The following is a 16,282-nucleotide window of genomic DNA, read 5'->3' as shown; positions in this document are numbered from 1 at the left end:
GTTGGGGCCTGTCCGACGGATGCCGTTTCCGCGTCGAACTGCCCGGCCTCAGCGTCCTTCTGGAACAGCAGGGGGACTACGTCGTGTGGGGGCGGGGAGTCGATCACTCGTGGTTCGCGGAGGAGGAGTCGGTCGTGCTGACCGTTCGCTGGCCGTCCGTGCCCGGCTATGCGGCGGCCGAGACGGATCGGGCACGACTGCGGACCTGAGACGTGGGCGATGCGCGCAGCCCCTCGTTGATGGAAGCGAGGAGCACGGCCGACTCGCAGCGCACCGCTTGATCCTGTAGCGCGGGGCGAGGGCGCGGTGCCCTTGGAGCGGTTGGTCCCGCACTCGACCGTGTGGCAGTGGCGGTGATCGACCGGGTCGACCTGTGACGGCGGTCCCGCCTCGTCATGGCGTTCCGTCGTGGTGGGCCACGGTGATGTGGCGGTCCGGCCCCGGGGTGCGGAGGGCGTCGACGGCGGCCACCGCCAGGTCCTCCGCGCTGATCCACGACCGGCCGTCCGCGTCGGTGAGGAGGGTGTCCGTGCCGCGGCGGTAGCGGCCGGTGCGCGGGCCGGGCTGCAGGAGGGCGGGGGGACTCAGGTAGGTCCAGTCGGCGGTGGGGTGGGACCGGCAGGTGTGGAGCTGGGCGATGCCGGCCAACGCCACCGGCCGGTACTCGGCGGGCACGTACGCCGGGTTGTCGGCGACCGGCAGGGCGGGGTCGCCGGGGGTGCGCAGCGCTCCGGCGCCACCGATCACGAGGACGCGCGTGCCGAGCGGGGCGGCGGCGTCCAGCACCGTGCGGGTGGCGGTGACCAGGAACGCCTCGTCGGCCGGCGTGGTCCGCACGGTCAGGACGACGGCCTGGGCGGCGGACGCCGTGAGGGCGTCCCGCACGGCGTGCGCGTCCGTCGCGTCGACCGGTACCGGTGTCACGTTCGGGTGGTCACTCGTGGGTGTGCGGGACAGGGCCAGCACCCGGTGCCCACGTCTGGCCGCCTCGGCGACCACCCGGCTGCCGACCATTCCGGTGGCACCCAGCACGGCGATCGTCGACGGCGTCGTCTTCTCCGGCTTCGGTTCCATCTCTCGTCCCTCTCTCGTCCATCGGCTCTCATCGATCGCGTCTCCCGCCGGGCCCGTCGAGCTGTGCCGCCAGCAGTGCCGCCAGCGCCAGGACGAAGCCCGCGCTCTGGAGCGCGTTCAGCGCCTCGCCCAGTGCCAGGCCGACCACCGTCGCGACCAGCGGCGACAGCAGTACCAGGGCCGCCGACGCGCCCACCGGCAACCGGCCGATGCCGCGGAACCACAGCGTGTACGCGATCAGGCCGCCCATGCTGCCGAGCCACAGGTAGCCCGCGACCGCCCCGGCGTCGATGCGGTCCGGCACCCCCTCGACGGCGAGGGTGAGCGGAAGCAACACCACGCCACCGGCCGTCAGTTGCCAGCTCGCCATGGTCAGGGGACCGGCTCCCTCCGGGCGGCCCCAGCGCTTGGTGAGGACGACACCGCCCGCCATGGCCGCCGTCCCGCCGAGGCCCGCGCACACGCCGACCGCGTCCAGCCGGGCCTCCGGTCCGAGCACGACGAGGCCGACGCCGGCCACGCCCAGCACGCCCCACGTCCATCGCCACACCGTCGGCCGGTCGTGCAGCACGGCGATGGCCAGACCGGCCACCAGCAGGGGCTGTGCGGCGCTGAGGGTCGCGGCGACGCCGCCGGGGAGTCGTTCGGCGGCCAGGAACAGCAGGGGGAACAGCGCCCCGATGTTGAGCACGCCGAGGACGGCCGCCTTCCCCCACCACTCCCCGCGCGGCAGCACCCGTGTGATGGCCAGCCCGAGCAGTCCCGCGGGCAGGGCGCGCATCAGGCTCGCGAAGAGCGGGTGACCGGGCGGCAGGAGTTCCGTCGTCACGGCGTACGTGGTCCCCCAGGCCGCGGGGGCGAGCGCGGTCAGTGCCACGGTCGCCACCCGCCGCGTGAACACCGTGCGGGGCGGGGCCGGGCCCGGCGGCCCCACGGTCGCGCGGACGGTGGGTGTTGCCGGGGGGCGGGGGGAGGTGGGATCGGAGGAAGACGTCGAGGACGACATCGAGGAAGACGTCGAAGGAGGCGTCGAGAAAGGGGGCGAGGAAGGCGTCGAGGAAGGCGTAGGGGGAGGGGTTGAAGGAGGCTGCGAGGAACGCATGGCTGAAGTCTCCGCGGGCGACCGGTCATGAGTCCAAGTCATGCTTCTCATCCCAGCGATGAACGAGCACGATGACCGGGTGGACCTCCAGCAGATGCGCTACGTCGTCGCCGTGGCCGAAACCCGCAACTTCACCCGTGCCGCCGAGCGCTGCTTCGTGGTGCAGTCGGCGCTCAGTCACCGGATCGCCGGGCTGGAGCGGGAGTTGGGCGTCAGGCTGTTCGCCCGGTCCAGCCGCCGCGTCGAACTGACCAGCGCGGGCGAGGCGTTCGTCGCCGCCGCGCGGGACTGCCTGGCCGCCGCCGACCGGGCGGTCGCCGACGCCGCCGCCGCGACCGGTGTCGTACGGGGACGGCTCGCCGTGGGGGTGATCGTGACCACGGCCGCCGTCGACGTGCCGGAGCTGCTCCAGCGGTACCGCGCCCGGCATCCGGACGTCCAGGTCGTCCTGCGTTCCGGGCGCAGTGACCAACTGGCCGCGGCCATAAGGGAGGGCGAGCTGGACATCGCCTTCCTCGGGCTGCCGGAGGGGGAGGATCCCCCCGGTGTGGCCAGTGTCGCCCTCGCCCACGACGCGCACGTCCTCGTGGTCCCGGCCGGGCACCGGCTGGCGGGGGCGTCCCGGGTCGCGCTGCGGGAGATCGCCGGGGAGACCTTCGTGGACTTCGTGGCCGGGACACCCGCACGGGCCCAGTCCGACCGGGCCTTCGCCGCGGCGGGTCTGGTGCGCGACGTGGCCTACGAGGCCGGCATCGTGGAGCTGATCACGGGCCTGATCGCGCGGGGCCTCGGCGTCGCCCTGCTGCCCTCGGCGTTCATCCGGCCCCTGGCCGGCGCCGACCCCCACCTGGCGCTGGTCCCCGTGGCCGACGGTCCGCGCCGCACGGAGTACCTGGCGTGGAGCCGCTTCAACCCCGGCCCGGCCACCCGGGCGATGCTCGACGTCCTGGGGGTGCGGCCACCGGCCTGACCACCGGCCGCCGCTCCCGGCCCGTCACACCGCGCGCTCCATGCACAGGAGCCCGTCCCGCTCGTCCCACGATTCGACGACGGTGAAGCCCAGCCGTTGGTACAGGGCGATGGCGTCCCTCCGCCACTGCCACACCGACAGGCGCACGGTGCTCGCGCCACCGCGCGCGGCGTGCGCGAGCGCCGCGTCGACCAGGCCGGAGGCGACGCCCCGGCCACGGGCCGCGGGGTCCGTCCAGAGCCGCTTGATCTCGCACCTCCCGTCGACGGGGGCGGTCACCACCACGCAGCCCAGGGGGGTCCGGCCGCTCACGGACACCAGTACGACGTCGTCGGCGAACGCGGTCCGCGGGTCCCGGACCTCCGCCCGGTAGCGGTCCGGAAGGGCGTCCGCGTCGGCGACGGCCTCACCCTTCTCGGCCTGGGTGCGCAGGTGGTAGGCGGCCAGCAGCCCGGCCACCGCGTCCAGGCGGACGGGGCTCCGGCCGGGGCGGTGGGCGACGACGGTCTCGTGCTGCTCGGGCATGGCGCCAGCATCACACGGCACGCCGCCCGGCCCGCCCGGAACCGTGCCGCGCCCTCGTACCTCGCCGGGGACCGTCCGATGCGAGGTGTGTGAACATAGACGTATGTCGAATACGAGGGTGCTGCCGCTGATCGAGCCCGAGGCGTCCGGCACGGGCACGCCGTGCTGCCCGCCGCTCACCGAGCGCCCGTTCACCGCGGAGGAGGCCGAGAGCGCCGCCCGGATGTTCAAGGCGCTGGGCGACCCGGTGCGGCTGCGGCTGTTCTCGGCGGTGGCCTCCCACGAGGGCGGGGAGGCGTGCGTGTGCGACATCTCCGACGTCGGAGTCTCCCAGCCGACCGTCTCGCACCACCTGAAGAAGCTCAAGGAGGCCGGTCTGCTCACCTCCGAGCGGCGCGGCACCTGGGTCTACTACCGCGTGGAGCCCTCCGTCCTCGCGGCGATGGGCAAGCTGCTGACCGTCGCGCCCGCCGCGGTGTGACGGCCGGCCCGGAAGCGAGGGGAACGCCACCGTGCGCAGCCCGACCGGTGTGACCGTCGAGCCCATGACCGACGCGCACGCCGCGGCCGTCCTGGCGATCTACCAGGCCGGCATCGACGAAGGGGACGCCACCTTCGAGACGTCCGCGCCGGACTGGCCCGCGTTCGACGCCGGGCGGCTGCCCGAGCACCGCTTCGTCGCCCTGGACGAGCGGGGCGCGGTGCTCGGCTGGGTGGCCGCCTCGAAGGTCTCGGACCGCTGCGCCTACGCGGGTGTCGTCGAGCACTCCGTGTACGTGCACCCCGCCGCCCAGGGCCGCGGGGTGGCCTCCGCGCTGCTGAAGGCGCTGATCGCGTCGACCGAGGCGGCCGGGATCTGGACCGTCCAGTCCGGGATCTTCCCGGAGAACACCGCCAGCCTCGCCCTGCACCGGCGGGCCGGCTTCCGGGTCATCGGCACGCGTGAGCGGATCGGCCGCCATCACGGCCGGTGGCGCGACGTGGTGCTCCTCGAACGCCGCAGCCCGGCCGTCGACTGAGCGGTACGGCCCGCGGCCCACCTGGTCGCAGCCCTCACTCCGCCGCGTCCGGGCGGCCCGGCACGAAGATCAGCGCGACCAGCGCCGGCCCGATCGCGGCGCCCACGAGCTGCATGCCCGACCCGGTCTTGCCGTGCCCGCAGACTTCCTGACTGCAGTTGCGGCGGGTTCCTGCTCAGTGACCTTTGGCGTCGCTCTGGTGGGTGCCGGTGCGCGGGTCACGCCTTCTTGGCGTCGATCTCGGCGATGAGGCCCTCGATGAGCGTCTTGATCTCGTCACGGATGGGGCGCACGGCTTCGACACCCTGGCCGGCGGGGTCTTCGAGCTGCCAGTCGAGGTAGGTCTTGCCGGGAAAGTACGGGCAGGCGTCACCGCATCCCATGGTGATGATGTAGTCCGATGCCTGGGCGGCCTCGGGGGTGAGGACCTTCGGGGTCTGGTCGGAGATGTCGATGCCCAGTTCGGCCATCGCGGCCACGGCGGAGGGGTTGATCCTGTCGCCGGGCATGGAGCCGGCGGAGCGGACCTCGACGCGGTCGCCGGCGAGGTGGCGCAGGAACCCGGCGGCCATCTGGGAGCGGCCGGCGTTGTGGATGCAGACGAACAGCACGGACGCGAGCGGGCTGGCAGACATCGTTCTTCCTTCACGGCAGGCAGGCTGCGGCACGCCATCGGCCTGCGGCATGGTTCAGTCCAGGCTGGTATCAGTCCTGGGTGATGTGACACTATCAGCGGATGATGACGTCAGTCGACACTGATCTGATCCGGGTTCTGGCCGACCCGCTCAGGCTCCAGATCGTGACCCTCCTCGCCCGCGAGACGCTGTGCACCACCCACCTCGTGGAGGAGACGGGGGCGAGGCAGACGAACCTGTCCAACCATCTGAAGGTGCTGCGCGAGGCCGGGGTCGTCGAGACGGAGCCGTGTGGGAGGTACATCTACTACCGCCTGCGCCCCGAAGTCATCGAAACGCTCGCCGGTCAGTTCGCCGGCCTCGCCCACACCGCGCGCGCCACCGCCGAAGCGAACCTCAAGCGGTCCTGCCCCTAGCCTTCCGCGCCCTGCCTCACCTGCCCGAGGAGAATCCCGCCTTGACCGCCACCACCGAAACCGCAGCGAGTGACGCCACAGCCGCCGCCCCGCCGTGGCAGCCCTTACCCGGCGCGACCCCGCCCCGTAAGCCCTTGGCCGCCCGCGCGGCCGCGGAGCTGGTCGGGACAGCCGCCTTGGTGGCGATCGTGGTCGGCTCCGGCATCCAGGCCACCGAGCTGACCGACGATGTCGCCCTGCAGCTGCTGGCCAACTCCACCTCAACCGTCCTCGGCCTCGGCGTCCTGATCGTCCTCCTCGGCCCGGTCTCCGGCGCCCACTTCAACCCGGCCGTCAGCCTCGCCGAGTGGTGGACCGCCCGCCGCGGCGGCGCCGGCGTCACCCTGCGCGAGCTGGCCGTGTACGTGCCCGCCCAGATCACCGGTGCGATCGCAGGCGCGATCCTGGCCGATGCGATGTTCGGGCAGCCGCTGATGAAGTGGTCCACCCACGACCGCTCCGCGGGCAACCTGCTCCTCGGCGAGGTGGTGGCGACCGCGGGCCTGATCCTGCTGATCTTCGGGTTGGCGCGTACGGACCGGCTGCGGTTCGCGCCCGTCGCGGTCGCCTCCTACATCGGCGCCGCTTACTGGTTCACCTCCTCCACCTCCTTCGCCAACCCGGCCGTCACCATCGGCCGCGCGTTCACCGACACCTTCGCCGGCATCGCCCCCTCCTCGGTGGCCGCCTTCATCGGCATGCAGCTGATCGGTGTCGTGGTGGGCCTGGCGCTGGTCGCCCTGATCTTCATGGACGCCAAGCACGACAAGGGCGCCGAGGGTTCGTCCGCGGGATGACACAGCGCACGAACGTCGTGGTGATCGGCGGCGGCCAAGCCGGGCTCGCCGCCGGCTACCACCTGCGCCGGCTGGGCATCGAGTTCGTCGTCCTCGACGCCCAGCCGGCACCCGGCGGCGCCTGGCAGCACGCCTGGGACTCGCTTCGGCTGTTCTCACCAGCGGCGTACTCCTCCCTGCCGGGCCGGCTCATGCCCGCCCAGGAAGGCCAGACCTGTCCGGACGCCGCGCACGTGGTCGCCTACCTGGCCGACTACGAGAAGCGGCACGAACTGCCCGCCCAACACGGGGTGTTCGTGGACACGGTCCACGACGATGGGATGGTGCTGCGGGTCGAGACGGACAGCGGTACCTGGCGAGCGCGCACCGTCGTCAGCGCGACCGGCACCTGGACGCGGCCCTTCGTTCCCGCGGTCGAAGGTCGCCGCGAGTTCCCCGGCCGCCAGCTCCACACCGTCCAGTACAAGGACCCGTCCGAGTTCGCCGGGCAGCGGGTGGTCGGGGTGGGCGGAGGCAACCCCGGCGCCCAGATCGCCGCAGACCTCACCGGCCATGCGCAGGTGACGTGGCCGACGCAGCGGCCGCCGCGCTACCTCCACGACGACATCGACGGTCGCGCCCTGGACGAAGGCCGCGCCGACCCCGGCGGCGTGGCCTCCCTCGGCGACATCGTCGCCGTCCCCCCGGTCCGCGCCGCCCGCGACACCGGCCTCCTGGCCGCCCGTCCGATGTTCACCCGGCTCACCGCGACCGGCGTCGAGTGGGCGGACGGCAGCCGTCAGGACGCCGACGCGGTCACCTGGTGCACCGGCTTCCGCCCTGCCCTTGCCCACCTCGCCGGGTTGCGTCTGCGCGGGGTCCGCGGTCACATCGCCACTGTGGGCACCCGCGCCGCCGACGATCCGCGCCTGCACTTCCTCGGCTACGACGACTGGACCGGCCTTGCCGCCACCCTGATCGGCGTTGGACGCACCGCCCGCGAAGCCGCACGTGAAATCCGCGACCTGCTCGCCTGATGCCCAGCGGGTCACGTCGTAAGGTGTTGCGCCGTCAGTCGTGGCGGGCGAGCTTGACCGCGGACACCAGCAGGATCACGGCCAGCGCGGGGATGAGTACCACGTCCGGGAACACACCCAGCAGCAGGCCGCCCAGTACGGCGCCGGCGATCGAGCCTGCGGCCATGACCACCGTGAAGCCGAGGTTGGCACCGAGGACGGCGAAGCTGCCGTCGCGGCTGTCACGGGCGAAGGCCACCAGCATGGTCGGCAGGGAGACCAGCAGGGCCAGGCTCCCGGCGGTCCCACGCGCCGAGCAGGCTGCCGGCCAGCAGGTTGACCGCGACCGGCCAGCGGTGGATCACCTCGGCGGCCGGGACCGCGGCGAGGCGGGCGGGCAGCGCGACCAGGACCACCACGAGACTCATCGCCTTGTTCAGGATGACCGCCGACAGGACGGCAAACCCGAACAGGCCGATCAGCAGCGGCAGACGGAACTCCGCACCGCCCAAACCGATCATCCCGCCCAGAACCCCGATCACCGCTCCGGCGCCGAACGTCAGGGGAAGCGAGCGCGAGGGCCGCAGGGGGGCAAGAGTCTGGTCAATGCTCACGACGGCATCCTCCCTGGTTACGAACCCCGGTCGCCACGCCGTGGCGTCACCTTCGGGGAAAGCCACCGGGCACCCGCCGGGACCTGCCCGGACCTCCGAGCACACCAGTTCCGCCCGATCCGCCGCCCCCGGAGCCGGGCTGGCATCACCGCAGTGCTGCGGCGCTCCAGCAGGACCACGTCCCGTCACGCGCCGTGGTGGCGGCCGATCCTCTCGCGCGTGCCGATGACGCACCACCGGCTTCAGCCCGCTCGGAGCAGGCGCGTGCGGCCGCCAGGCCGGACTGGCCGCCACCGATGACCGCCACGTCGACGTGCTCCATGAGCAAGCCCATAATTCGACAAACGTCTATGTTGACGTCCATCGAAGCAAGTGCCATGCTTGCAGCCGCACATCAACAGCTATCGAAACACCAGGGAGTCGTCATGACCGAGCCCGTCACCCCGTCACCCCGTCACCGAGACCGCACCGTCGTGTTGCGGCCCGGCCCCCGCCCAGCCCGCCGTGTGCTGCGACACCAGCGAGCGCGCGGAAGAAGCCGGAGTCTGCTGTGACCCGCAGGCCAAGCGCGCAGCCGCCGGTGCCGGCTGCTGCTGATCACCCCAGACCCTCCCCGCCTGCCCCGCCCATCTCCCTGCTGCACGAAGACCCTGGAGACACGTCATGAGCGAGACCACCACCGACCTGCCCGTCGTCGTGATCGGGGCCGGTCCCGCCGGCCTGGCCGCCGCCGCCCATCTCCACGAGCGCGGCCTGGACGTCCTCGTCCTCGAAGCCGGCCCCCACGCCGGAACGGCCACGCGTGAGTGGTCGCACGTGCGCCTGTTCTCCACCTGGGGTGAAGTCGTCGACCCGGCCGCCGAAAGGCTCCTCGTACAGGCCGGCTGGACCCGGCCCGACCCGGCCGCCTACCCCACCGGCGGGGATTGGGCCACCCTCTACCTCCAGCCCCTCGCCGACACCCTCGGCGACCGCGTCCGCTACCAGGCCCGCGTCACCGGCGTCTCCCGAGCGGGCCGGGACCGGATCGTCGACGCCGACCGCGATACCCAGCCCTTCACCGTCCACATCGAGACCACCGACGGCCGCGAGGAGCGCCTGTTCGCCGGCGCGGTCATCGACGCCTCCGGCACCTGGTCCACTCCAAGCCCCGCCGGCGCCAACGGCCTCGCTGCCCTGGGCGAGAAGGCGGCCGCGGACCGGATCACCTACCGCGTCCCCGACCTGAAGGACCCGGCCGTCCGTGCCCGGTACGCGGGCAGGCGCACGGCCGTGATCGGCTCGGGCGCCTCCGCCTTCACCGCCCTCGCCTACCTCGCCGAGCTGGCCAGGACAGACGACGGCACCGGCACGCACGCCACCTGGATCCTGCGCCGTGGGATCTCCGGCTCCACCTTCGGCGGCGGCGAAGCCGACCAGCTGCCCGCCCGCGGCGCCCTCGGCCTCGCCGCGAAAGCCGCAGTGGACGGCGGCTACGCCGACGCGGTCACCGGCTTCCGCACCGACGCCTTCGAGCGGGACGGCGGCGGCCGCCTGGTCCTGGTCGGCGAGGACGGCCGCCGCCTGGACCCGGTGGACGAGGTCATCGTGCTGACCGGCTTCCGTCCGAACCTGACATTCCTCGGCGAACTCCGCCTCGGCCTGGACGAGCGACTTCAGGCCCCGCTCGACCTCGCGCCGCTGATCGACCCCAACCAGCACTCCTGCGGCACTGTCTACCCCCACGGCCAGGCCGAGCTCTCCCACCCGGAGAAGGACGTCTACCTCGTCGGCATGAAGTCCTACGGCCGCGCCCCGACCTTCCTGGCCATGACCGGCTACGAGCAGGTCCGCTCGATTGCCGCCCACCTCGCCGGCGACCGCGAGGCCGCCGAGCGCATCGAACTCACCCTCCCCGAAACCGGCGTCTGCGGCGGCGCCGGCCTCTTCGACCAGCCGGAGACCGCCGAGCAGAACGGCGGCGGATGCTGCGCGGCGACCGGCCCCACCGTCGGCGCTCCCACTGCCGCGGTCCCCTCCGGCGGCTGCTGACGGTGCCGAACACGAAGGCGCGCGTGGCCGCGGCCGGGACGGGGGTCCGGCCGCGGCCCCGCGCCGTGCTGCCCGCCCTGTGCGCCACGCAGATCACCAGCTGGGGCGTCCTCTACTACGCCTTCCCCGTCCTCAACCCCGCCATCACCGAGACCACCGGCTGGCCCGCCGGCGCCACCACGGCCGCGTTCTCCGCCGCGCTCATCGTCTCGGCGGTCGTCGGCATCCACGTGGGCCGGGTGCTGGACCGCCAAGGCCCCCGCAGGATCATAACGGCCGGATCCGTCCTCGGCCCGCTCAGCCTCCTCGTCGTGGCCACCGCCCCGAGCCTCGCGATCTTCACCGCTGGATGGCTGCTGGCCGGGGCGGCGATGGCCGCCACCTTCTACCCGCCCGCCTTCGCCGCCCTCACCCGCTGGTGGGCCCCCGATCACATCCGTGCCCTGACCATCGTCACCCTTGCGGGCGGACTCGCCTCCACCGTCTTCGCGCCCCTGACCGCCGTCCTCGCCGACCACTACTCCTGGCGCACCACCTACGCCGTCCTGGCCGCCGTCCTCGCCACCGTGACCCTCCCCGCGCACGCCCTCGCCCTCCGCGTCCCCTGGCCGCCGGCCCCTGACGCCGACCCGCGCCACCCGGCCCCGGGGCCTGACCCGGCCAGGCGCAGCCGGGCGTTCTGGGTGCTCGCTGCGACCTTCACCCTCTCTGCGTTCGCGATGTACGCCGTCGTCATCGCCCTCGTCCCCCTCTTCCTCGAACGCGGCTACACCACCACCCAAGCCGCCTGGGCCCTAGGACTCGGAGGCGCCGGACAAACCCTCGGCCGCACCCTCTACGCCGCCCTGGCCCGCCACTCCGGCACCATCACCCGCACCGCGACCCTCGTCGGGCTCGGCGGTGCCACCACGGCCGCTTTCGCCTTCGTCCCCGGCCCCTTCCCGCTGCTCGTCGTGCTGTCCGTGCTGGCAGGGATCGTCCGGGGCAACCTCACCCTCCTTCAGGCCACCGCCGTCACCGACCGCTGGGGCATCACCCACTACGGACGGCTCTCCGGACTCCTCGGCGCACCCGCCCACACCGCGGCTGCCCTCGCCCCCTTCGCCGGCACGCTCATCACCGGCCCACTCGGCGGCTATCCGGCCCTGTTCGCCGTACTGGCCGCCCTCTCGGCCGTTGCCGCCATCACGGCCCTCGGCACCCGTGCCACGCCACAGGAGGGCTGAGGGGCCCCGTCCGTTGCGCCTGCGGCAGCTGAACGGCGCGGCTCAGCCGCACGCTTCTTCCGGCTCGTCCCCATGCGCGGCATCGGGGTCGCGCGGCGGGCGCAGGCCCGGGCCGGGCACGTCGGCCTCCGGGACCCGCGGCGCCGGCCGGCCTACGCACCCGAAGGGGCATGTCCACCGACGGCCCGCAGCGCCCGGCCCACCGACCAAGGAAGCACCGACGTCCTCCAGCCCGCTCGCCTCCGTGCTGTTCGTCCGGTCGAGGCGCTGATCGCGGAGATCGACGCCGGGGCCGTCCGGTCCGGTCAGTAGCCGAAGACCTGGGTCCAGGTCCAGTCGTCGGTGACGCCGACGCCCATGGTCTTCAGGGAGCAGTTGAGGATGTTGGCGCGGTGGCCCGGTGAGTTCATCCAGGCGTCCATGACCGACGCGGCGGAGCTCTGGCCCTGGGCGATGTTCTCCGCGCCGGGGCTCGCGTAGCCCTGGGCCTTCGCCCGGTCGGCGAAGCTGCGGCCGTCCTGGCTGGTGTGGTCGAAGTAGTCGTTGGCCGACATGTCCTCGCTGTGCAGCTGGGCCGCACGGGCCAGGCGGTCGTCCTGCGTGACCGGGCCGCAGCCGGCCTTCGACCGCTCGGCGTTGGTGAGCGCGAGGACCTGGGCGGCCGGGGTGCCGGCGGCAGGGGCCGCGGGGGCGGGCGGTGCGGCCGGCTGGGGCCGGGCCGGTGTGGCCTGCGCCGGCCGTGAGGGGCCGGGGGCGGACTGCCGCGTACGGGACTTCTCGGGGCTCGGTGAGGCCGAGGGCTTCGGCTTCCGCGACGGGGAGGCGGAGGCGGAGGCAGTGGCCGACGGGGAAGCGGACGGGGCGGGCGCCGCGGAGGGGTGCGTGGGGGTGACCGACTCCGAGGCACCGGAGGATGCCGACCGGACGTTGTCACCGTCGCCGTCCGGTATCAGGAGGGTCACCCCGGATATGGTGCCGCCGGTGACCAGCAGCGCCGCGGCCACGACGGCGGCGTTCCGGCCCCGCCGCCCGCGCTGCCGGCTCCGTGCGCGACTCTCCGCACGGCTCTGCGGCGGTCCCTCGGCGCGGCCCCGCGCCCGGCCCTGGGCTCGACGGCCGCTGCGGGGAGCGACGGCGCCGAGGTCCGCGGGGCCGTCGTCCGCAAGGCCGCCGTCCGAGGGGCCGAGGCCGGACGTGTCGACGTCCACCGCGCCGAGCTCAGCGGTCGGGGCACCCGCCCCACCGGCCGGACCAGCGGCTCCCGCCCCCGGTTCGGCGAAGGTCGCGCCCGGTCCGGCGTACGGGGGCAGCGTCGCCGTCTCCGCCGACGCCCCGGGGTACCCGTATCCGGGCGCCGAACCGACATCGGCACCCGGATACCCGTACGCCTCCCCCGCACCGACCTCCGCACCCGGATACCCGTACGCGCCCCCCGCACCACCGTCCGCCACGGTCGCCGGCGCCGGTTCCGTCCCGGCCGCCGCGAAGGCCACCGGCACCCCCGCGTCCGCCACCCCGGTGCCGAAGGCGGCGAGCAGGCCGGCCGTCACCGGTACCAGGCCCAGCGCCACCAGCAGTCGCTCGGCCGGCACCAGTCCGGTCTCGTGGCCCGCGCAGACCGTGCAGTCGCGGACGTGCCGGGCGATGCGCTTGCGCCACAGCGCCGAGGGAACGCCGTCCCACACGCCGGTCACGTCGTCCAGCAGGACGCAGCGCGGCGTCGCGGACAGCGCCCGCACCACCAGCCGGGCGGTCTCCAGCTGGGCCTTCATCCGCTGCACGCGCACCGCGGTGTGCTGCGGGGACAGCTCCAGCGCGGCCGCCACCTCCGCCCGGGTCAGCTCGCCCGCGGCCTCCAGCCACCACAGCGACAGCAGCGCCCGGTCGTCGGGGTCGAGCCAGCGGGTGGCCTCGGCGACCTCGCGCCGCTGGCCCTCCAGCCCGAGCCGCACGATGGTCAGGTCGACGAAGTCGGCGCCCGGGTCGGCGACGTCGTACGCGTCCTGGAGCCCCGAACTGGCCTGGCCGGTACGGCGGTCGCGCCAGTGGTGACGTATCTGGTTCATCGTGATGGCGACCAGCCAGGACCGGAAGCGGTCGGGATCGTGCAGTGAGGCGAGCGATCCGAGGGCGCGGAGCATGGTCTCCTGCACCACGTCGTCGACGTCGGGATGCCCGTTCAGGGCCCGGCCCACGATGTTGTAGACCAGCGGCAGGCACGCGGCGACGAGTTCGTCCTGCGCCCGCGGGTCGCCGCACCGGGCCGCCTCGACCAACGCCCCGCCGAATTCCCTGCTCGCTGCCATGCTCGTCCACTCTCCTTCTCGGTCCGGACCGTCCGCCCCGCACTAGAGGAGAGCCACCGCCCCGGCCGGGATAACACAAAGCGCGCGGCGGATCGGCGGGCCCGGGTCCTCACCGTCCGGCGACCGCCCGGGAAGGCCGGCGCCCCGCAGGCTAACGGCAGGGGCGCCGGGCGACCGCCTTGATCGCCGCGAGGTGAGGTCTCTCACGCTCCGCCGCCGAGCGGGAGGGTCCCGAGCGGGAGGGTCCCGAGCGGGAGGGCCCCGAGCGGGTCGGGCCCGCGGCTCAGTCCAGCACGTGCCGCAGGTACGCCCGCGGGTCGGCGAGGTAGCGGCGCCAGTGGTCGACCAGGGCGAGGTCCTGCCAGGCCGTGCGGCGCATGCCGTGGTCGCCGACCTCGACGATGTCGGCGCCGGGGAGCGCGGTCAGCAGCGGGGAGTGGGTGGCGCAGATGACCTGAGCGCCGGCGCGGGTCAACTGGTCGATGTGGCCGAGCAGTTCCAGGCACGAGGAGAAGGACAGGGCCGCCTCCGGCTCGTCCAGTACGTAGAGGCCGGGGTGCAGGAACTTGTCGCGGAACGCCGCGAGGAAGCCCTCGCCGTGACTGCGCGCGTCCGGGGCGAGCCCTTCCCGGTCCAGGGCGTCCAGGGCGGTCTCCGCGCGCAGGAAGAAGCCCTGGCGGGCCGACCAGGACCTGAGCATCCGGCGCCCGTGCGGTGCCGCGTCGAAGCGGATGCGCTCACCGAGCACCGACTTGGCGCGGTGACTGGCGTAGCGCCACTCGTGGGAGCCGCCCCAGGAGTCGAGGCCGAAGCCCTCGGCGAGCGCCTCGACGAGCGTCGACTTGCCCGAGCCGTTCTCGCCGACGACGAAGGTCACGGGTGCGGTGAACCGCAGCCCGTTGCGCAGGAGTTCGCGGACGCAGGGGACCGACCAGGGCCATTCCCCGTCCTCGTACGAACCCACGTGTGCGTACGCACGTTCGACAATCACCCGTCGAGTTTCCCACAGGGTGTGCGCGGGGACACGTGAGCCGCGCGGGGCACGGAACGGCCTTCCGGGCCGGAGCGGTCCGGCCCCGTGCCGCTCAGCCCGCGTCCCCGCCGTCCCCCGTGGCCGCCCCGGCTCCCACCGTGAACCCGGTGACCGTCCCGCCTCCGTCGCGCCGGTAGGCGTACGGTGCCCCGCGGTGCGCGAGGGCGACCTCGCGGACGATGGACAGGCCGAGGCCCGAGCCGGGGAGGGAGCGGGCGTCGGCGGCGCGGTAGAAGCGGTCGAAGACACGGAGGAGGTCGCCGTCGGCGATCCCCGGCCCCCGGTCGCGCACCTCCACCCGCACCGTGCCCGGTGTGGCCGGCCCGGCGACGACGATCTCTATCGGTTCCCGGCCGCCCCGGTCGAACTTGACCGCGTTCTCCACAAGGTTGGACACCGCACGCGTGAGCATCCCGGGCCGCCCGTGGGTCGTCGTGTCGCCGCTCGCGCTCACGAGGATCTCGCGCCCGCTGCGGCGGCGGGCGAGGCCCGCCACGTCCTCGGCGACCTCGGCGAGGTCGACCCGCTGCGGCGGCTCCGTGTCGGACTGGCCGGCCGCGAGGTCGACGAGCTCGTTGACGAGGTCGGTCAGCTCGCGCGCCTCCTGGGTGAGGTCGGCGACCAGTTCCTCCCGGGTGCCGGGCGGCAGCTCGTCGATGCGGCGCAGCAGGGAGATGTTGGTGCGCAGCGAGGTGAGCGGGGTGCGCAGTTCGTGGCCCGCGTCCTGCACCAGGCGACGCTGGTCCTCCTCGGACTGGGCGAGCCGGCCCAGCATCCGGTCGAAGGCACGGCCCAGGCGGCCGACCTCGTCGTAGCCGGTGACCGGCACCTGGATGCCGAGCCGGCGGGTCCGGGCGACGTCCTCGGCGGCGGCGGTGAGCACCACCAGGCGGCGGGTGATCCGCCGGGCCAGCCACCACCCGAACAGCCCGGCGGCCACCACCACGGCAGCCATCAGGATCAGCGTGCGCCGCTGGAGCGCCCGCAGCAGGTCCTCGGTGTTGCTGAACTCCTGCGCCACCTGCACCGCGCCCCGGCTGCCACCGAGCGCGACGGTCGCGACCCGGTACACGTCGCTGCCGACGTCGACGCCGCCGTGCACGACCACCTGCCCGGCGGTGCGCGCGCCCGCGACCCGCCGGTCGGAGTCGGTGACCGGCAGTCCCGGGCTTCCGGGGTCGACGACCCGGCCGTCCGGGCCGAGCACCTGCACGTCGGTACGGGCCGGCCGCACCAGGTCGTGGCCGGGCGCGGTGGAGGAGAAGTCCACCGGGGACATCCGGTTCTCCCGCACCTCGTCGCGCAGGTCCTGCACCACCTCGTCGAACACGGACTGCTGGTCCACGCGCACCAGCCGGGCGGCCGCGTTGTACGAGAAGATGCCGACCAGGACGGTGACCGTGGCGGTGACGGCCGCGAACGACACCGCGAAGGTGGTCCCGAGGGACAGCAGCCGCAGCCGCCGGCGCGGCACCCGTCGCCCTTCGGGACCGCCCGGGG

At 73.9% G+C, this 16,282-nt stretch carries 18 protein-coding genes and 1 pseudogene; 10 read left to right on the top strand and 9 right to left on the bottom strand.

What is annotated here, in order from left to right:
- Positions 1-23: 23 nt before the first annotated feature.
- Positions 24-209, top strand: a pseudogene (locus ACFYOV_RS11210) (signal peptidase I); the annotation flags it as partial.
- 184 nt (positions 210-393) lie between these two features.
- On the opposite strand, the gene ACFYOV_RS11205 reads toward ACFYOV_RS11210, so the two are convergent.
- Together ACFYOV_RS11205 and ACFYOV_RS11200 are read right to left on the bottom strand one after the other, a co-directional pair.
- Positions 394-1,074, bottom strand: a complete 681-nt coding sequence (locus ACFYOV_RS11205) for an NAD(P)-dependent oxidoreductase (RefSeq protein ID WP_389085764.1) — start codon at positions 1,072-1,074, stop codon at positions 394-396.
- 28 nt (positions 1,075-1,102) lie between these two features.
- Positions 1,103-1,951, bottom strand: a complete 849-nt coding sequence (locus ACFYOV_RS11200; RefSeq protein WP_389085761.1) for an EamA family transporter — start codon at positions 1,949-1,951, stop codon at positions 1,103-1,105.
- A gap of 97 nt (positions 1,952-2,048) precedes the next feature.
- On the opposite strand from ACFYOV_RS11200, the gene ACFYOV_RS11195 reads away from it, so the two are divergent.
- Positions 2,049-2,207 carry a hypothetical protein gene (locus tag ACFYOV_RS11195; protein ID WP_389085759.1) on the top strand — a complete coding sequence of 53 codons (159 nt, stop codon included), beginning with the start codon at positions 2,049-2,051 and terminating at the stop codon, positions 2,205-2,207.
- Positions 2,208-2,255: 48 nt separating this feature from the next.
- The gene (locus ACFYOV_RS11190) at positions 2,256-3,146 is read left to right on the top strand and encodes a LysR family transcriptional regulator (protein ID WP_389087026.1); all 891 of its coding nucleotides are present in this window, start codon (positions 2,256-2,258) and stop codon (positions 3,144-3,146) included.
- 24 nt (positions 3,147-3,170) lie between these two features.
- On the opposite strand, the gene ACFYOV_RS11185 is transcribed toward ACFYOV_RS11190, so the two are convergent.
- A complete protein-coding gene (locus tag ACFYOV_RS11185) occupies positions 3,171-3,671 on the bottom strand; it encodes a GNAT family N-acetyltransferase (protein WP_389085756.1) in 501 nt (166 codons plus the stop codon).
- Positions 3,672-3,774: 103 nt separating this feature from the next.
- On the opposite strand from ACFYOV_RS11185, the gene ACFYOV_RS11180 reads away from it, so the two are divergent.
- Both ACFYOV_RS11180 and ACFYOV_RS11175 read left to right on the top strand, forming a co-directional pair.
- Entirely contained in the window at positions 3,775-4,152 is a 378-nt protein-coding gene (locus ACFYOV_RS11180) for an ArsR/SmtB family transcription factor (protein ID WP_389085754.1), read from the top strand.
- A gap of 64 nt (positions 4,153-4,216) precedes the next feature.
- Positions 4,217-4,690: a GNAT family N-acetyltransferase gene (locus ACFYOV_RS11175; protein ID WP_389085751.1), complete on the top strand. Its 474-nt coding sequence runs from the start codon at positions 4,217-4,219 to the stop codon at positions 4,688-4,690.
- A gap of 218 nt (positions 4,691-4,908) precedes the next feature.
- Here the strand turns inward: ACFYOV_RS11175 and ACFYOV_RS11170 are convergent, their stop codons facing one another.
- Positions 4,909-5,325, bottom strand: a complete 417-nt coding sequence (locus tag ACFYOV_RS11170) for an arsenate reductase ArsC (protein WP_389085750.1) — start codon at positions 5,323-5,325, stop codon at positions 4,909-4,911.
- 101 nt (positions 5,326-5,426) lie between these two features.
- On the opposite strand from ACFYOV_RS11170, the gene ACFYOV_RS11165 reads away from it, so the two are divergent.
- From ACFYOV_RS11165 to ACFYOV_RS11155, 3 genes are read left to right on the top strand one after another with little or no spacing between them, the layout of a single operon-like run.
- A complete protein-coding gene (locus ACFYOV_RS11165) occupies positions 5,427-5,741 on the top strand; it encodes an ArsR/SmtB family transcription factor (protein WP_389085747.1) in 315 nt (104 codons plus the stop codon).
- Positions 5,742-5,782: 41 nt separating this feature from the next.
- On the top strand, positions 5,783-6,577 hold the full coding sequence (locus tag ACFYOV_RS11160; RefSeq protein ID WP_389085745.1) for an aquaporin: 795 nt from the start codon (positions 5,783-5,785) through the stop codon (positions 6,575-6,577).
- Entirely contained in the window at positions 6,574-7,593 is a 1,020-nt protein-coding gene (locus ACFYOV_RS11155) for an ArsO family NAD(P)H-dependent flavin-containing monooxygenase (protein ID WP_389085742.1), read from the top strand. Before ACFYOV_RS11160 ends, ACFYOV_RS11155 begins: the two co-directional genes overlap by 4 nt.
- 34 nt (positions 7,594-7,627) lie before the next feature.
- Here the strand turns inward: ACFYOV_RS11155 and ACFYOV_RS11150 are convergent, their stop codons facing one another.
- Both ACFYOV_RS11150 and ACFYOV_RS11145 read right to left on the bottom strand, forming a co-directional pair.
- The gene (locus ACFYOV_RS11150) at positions 7,628-7,837 is read right to left on the bottom strand and encodes a hypothetical protein (RefSeq protein WP_389085740.1); all 210 of its coding nucleotides are present in this window, start codon (positions 7,835-7,837) and stop codon (positions 7,628-7,630) included.
- Positions 7,815-8,186, bottom strand: coding sequence for a TSUP family transporter (locus ACFYOV_RS11145; RefSeq protein ID WP_389085737.1), 372 nt, complete (start codon positions 8,184-8,186; stop codon positions 7,815-7,817). Before ACFYOV_RS11145 ends, ACFYOV_RS11150 begins: the two co-directional genes overlap by 23 nt.
- A gap of 663 nt (positions 8,187-8,849) precedes the next feature.
- Between ACFYOV_RS11145 and ACFYOV_RS11140 the strand changes: the two genes are divergently transcribed.
- Both ACFYOV_RS11140 and ACFYOV_RS11135 read left to right on the top strand, forming a co-directional pair.
- A complete protein-coding gene (locus ACFYOV_RS11140; protein WP_389085735.1) occupies positions 8,850-10,217 on the top strand; it encodes an FAD-dependent oxidoreductase in 1,368 nt (455 codons plus the stop codon).
- Positions 10,214-11,443, top strand: coding sequence for an MFS transporter (locus ACFYOV_RS11135; RefSeq protein WP_389087023.1), 1,230 nt, complete (start codon positions 10,214-10,216; stop codon positions 11,441-11,443). The genes ACFYOV_RS11140 and ACFYOV_RS11135 overlap by 4 nt, the downstream gene beginning before the upstream one ends.
- Positions 11,444-11,748: 305 nt before the next feature.
- Here the strand turns inward: ACFYOV_RS11135 and ACFYOV_RS11130 are convergent, their stop codons facing one another.
- The 3 genes from ACFYOV_RS11130 to ACFYOV_RS11120 all read right to left on the bottom strand — a co-directional run bounded on the left by ACFYOV_RS11130 (position 11,749) and on the right by ACFYOV_RS11120 (position 16,256).
- Positions 11,749-13,749 (bottom strand): sigma-70 family RNA polymerase sigma factor, encoded by a 2,001-nt coding sequence (locus ACFYOV_RS11130; RefSeq protein WP_389085733.1) that lies wholly within the window; start codon positions 13,747-13,749, stop codon positions 11,749-11,751.
- 283 nt (positions 13,750-14,032) lie between these two features.
- A complete protein-coding gene (locus ACFYOV_RS11125) occupies positions 14,033-14,740 on the bottom strand; it encodes an AAA family ATPase (protein WP_389085730.1) in 708 nt (235 codons plus the stop codon).
- Positions 14,741-14,834: 94 nt separating this feature from the next.
- Complete coding sequence (locus ACFYOV_RS11120; RefSeq protein ID WP_389085728.1) at positions 14,835-16,256, bottom strand: ATP-binding protein; 1,422 nt, start codon at positions 16,254-16,256, stop codon at positions 14,835-14,837.
- Positions 16,257-16,282 lie beyond the last annotated feature (26 nt).

It is taken from the genome of Streptomyces sp. NPDC005931 (assembly GCF_042871235.1).
GTDB lineage: Bacteria > Actinomycetota > Actinomycetes > Streptomycetales > Streptomycetaceae > Streptomyces.
Note: the sequence above shows the minus strand (reverse complement) of the source record. Positions and strands in the feature narration are given on the sequence as shown.

Bases quoted from the DNA above. Each gene is read 5' to 3' on its own strand.
- ACFYOV_RS11205 (WP_389085764.1), bottom strand. From the start codon at position 1,074: ATGGAACCGAAGCCGGAGAAGACGACGCCGTCGACGATCGCCGTGCTG.
- ACFYOV_RS11185 (WP_389085756.1), bottom strand. From the start codon at position 3,671: ATGCCCGAGCAGCACGAGACCGTCGTCGCCCACCGCCCCGGCCGGAGC.
- ACFYOV_RS11180 (WP_389085754.1), top strand. From the start codon at position 3,775: ATGTCGAATACGAGGGTGCTGCCGCTGATCGAGCCCGAGGCGTCCGGC.
- ACFYOV_RS11175 (WP_389085751.1), top strand. From the start codon at position 4,217: ATGACCGACGCGCACGCCGCGGCCGTCCTGGCGATCTACCAGGCCGGC.
- ACFYOV_RS11170 (WP_389085750.1), bottom strand. From the start codon at position 5,325: ATGTCTGCCAGCCCGCTCGCGTCCGTGCTGTTCGTCTGCATCCACAAC.
- ACFYOV_RS11165 (WP_389085747.1), top strand. From the start codon at position 5,427: ATGATGACGTCAGTCGACACTGATCTGATCCGGGTTCTGGCCGACCCG.
- ACFYOV_RS11155 (WP_389085742.1), top strand. From the start codon at position 6,574: ATGACACAGCGCACGAACGTCGTGGTGATCGGCGGCGGCCAAGCCGGG.
- ACFYOV_RS11150 (WP_389085740.1), bottom strand. From the start codon at position 7,837: ATGCTGGTGGCCTTCGCCCGTGACAGCCGCGACGGCAGCTTCGCCGTC.
- ACFYOV_RS11140 (WP_389085735.1), top strand. From the start codon at position 8,850: ATGAGCGAGACCACCACCGACCTGCCCGTCGTCGTGATCGGGGCCGGT.
- ACFYOV_RS11130 (WP_389085733.1), bottom strand. From the start codon at position 13,749: ATGGCAGCGAGCAGGGAATTCGGCGGGGCGTTGGTCGAGGCGGCCCGG.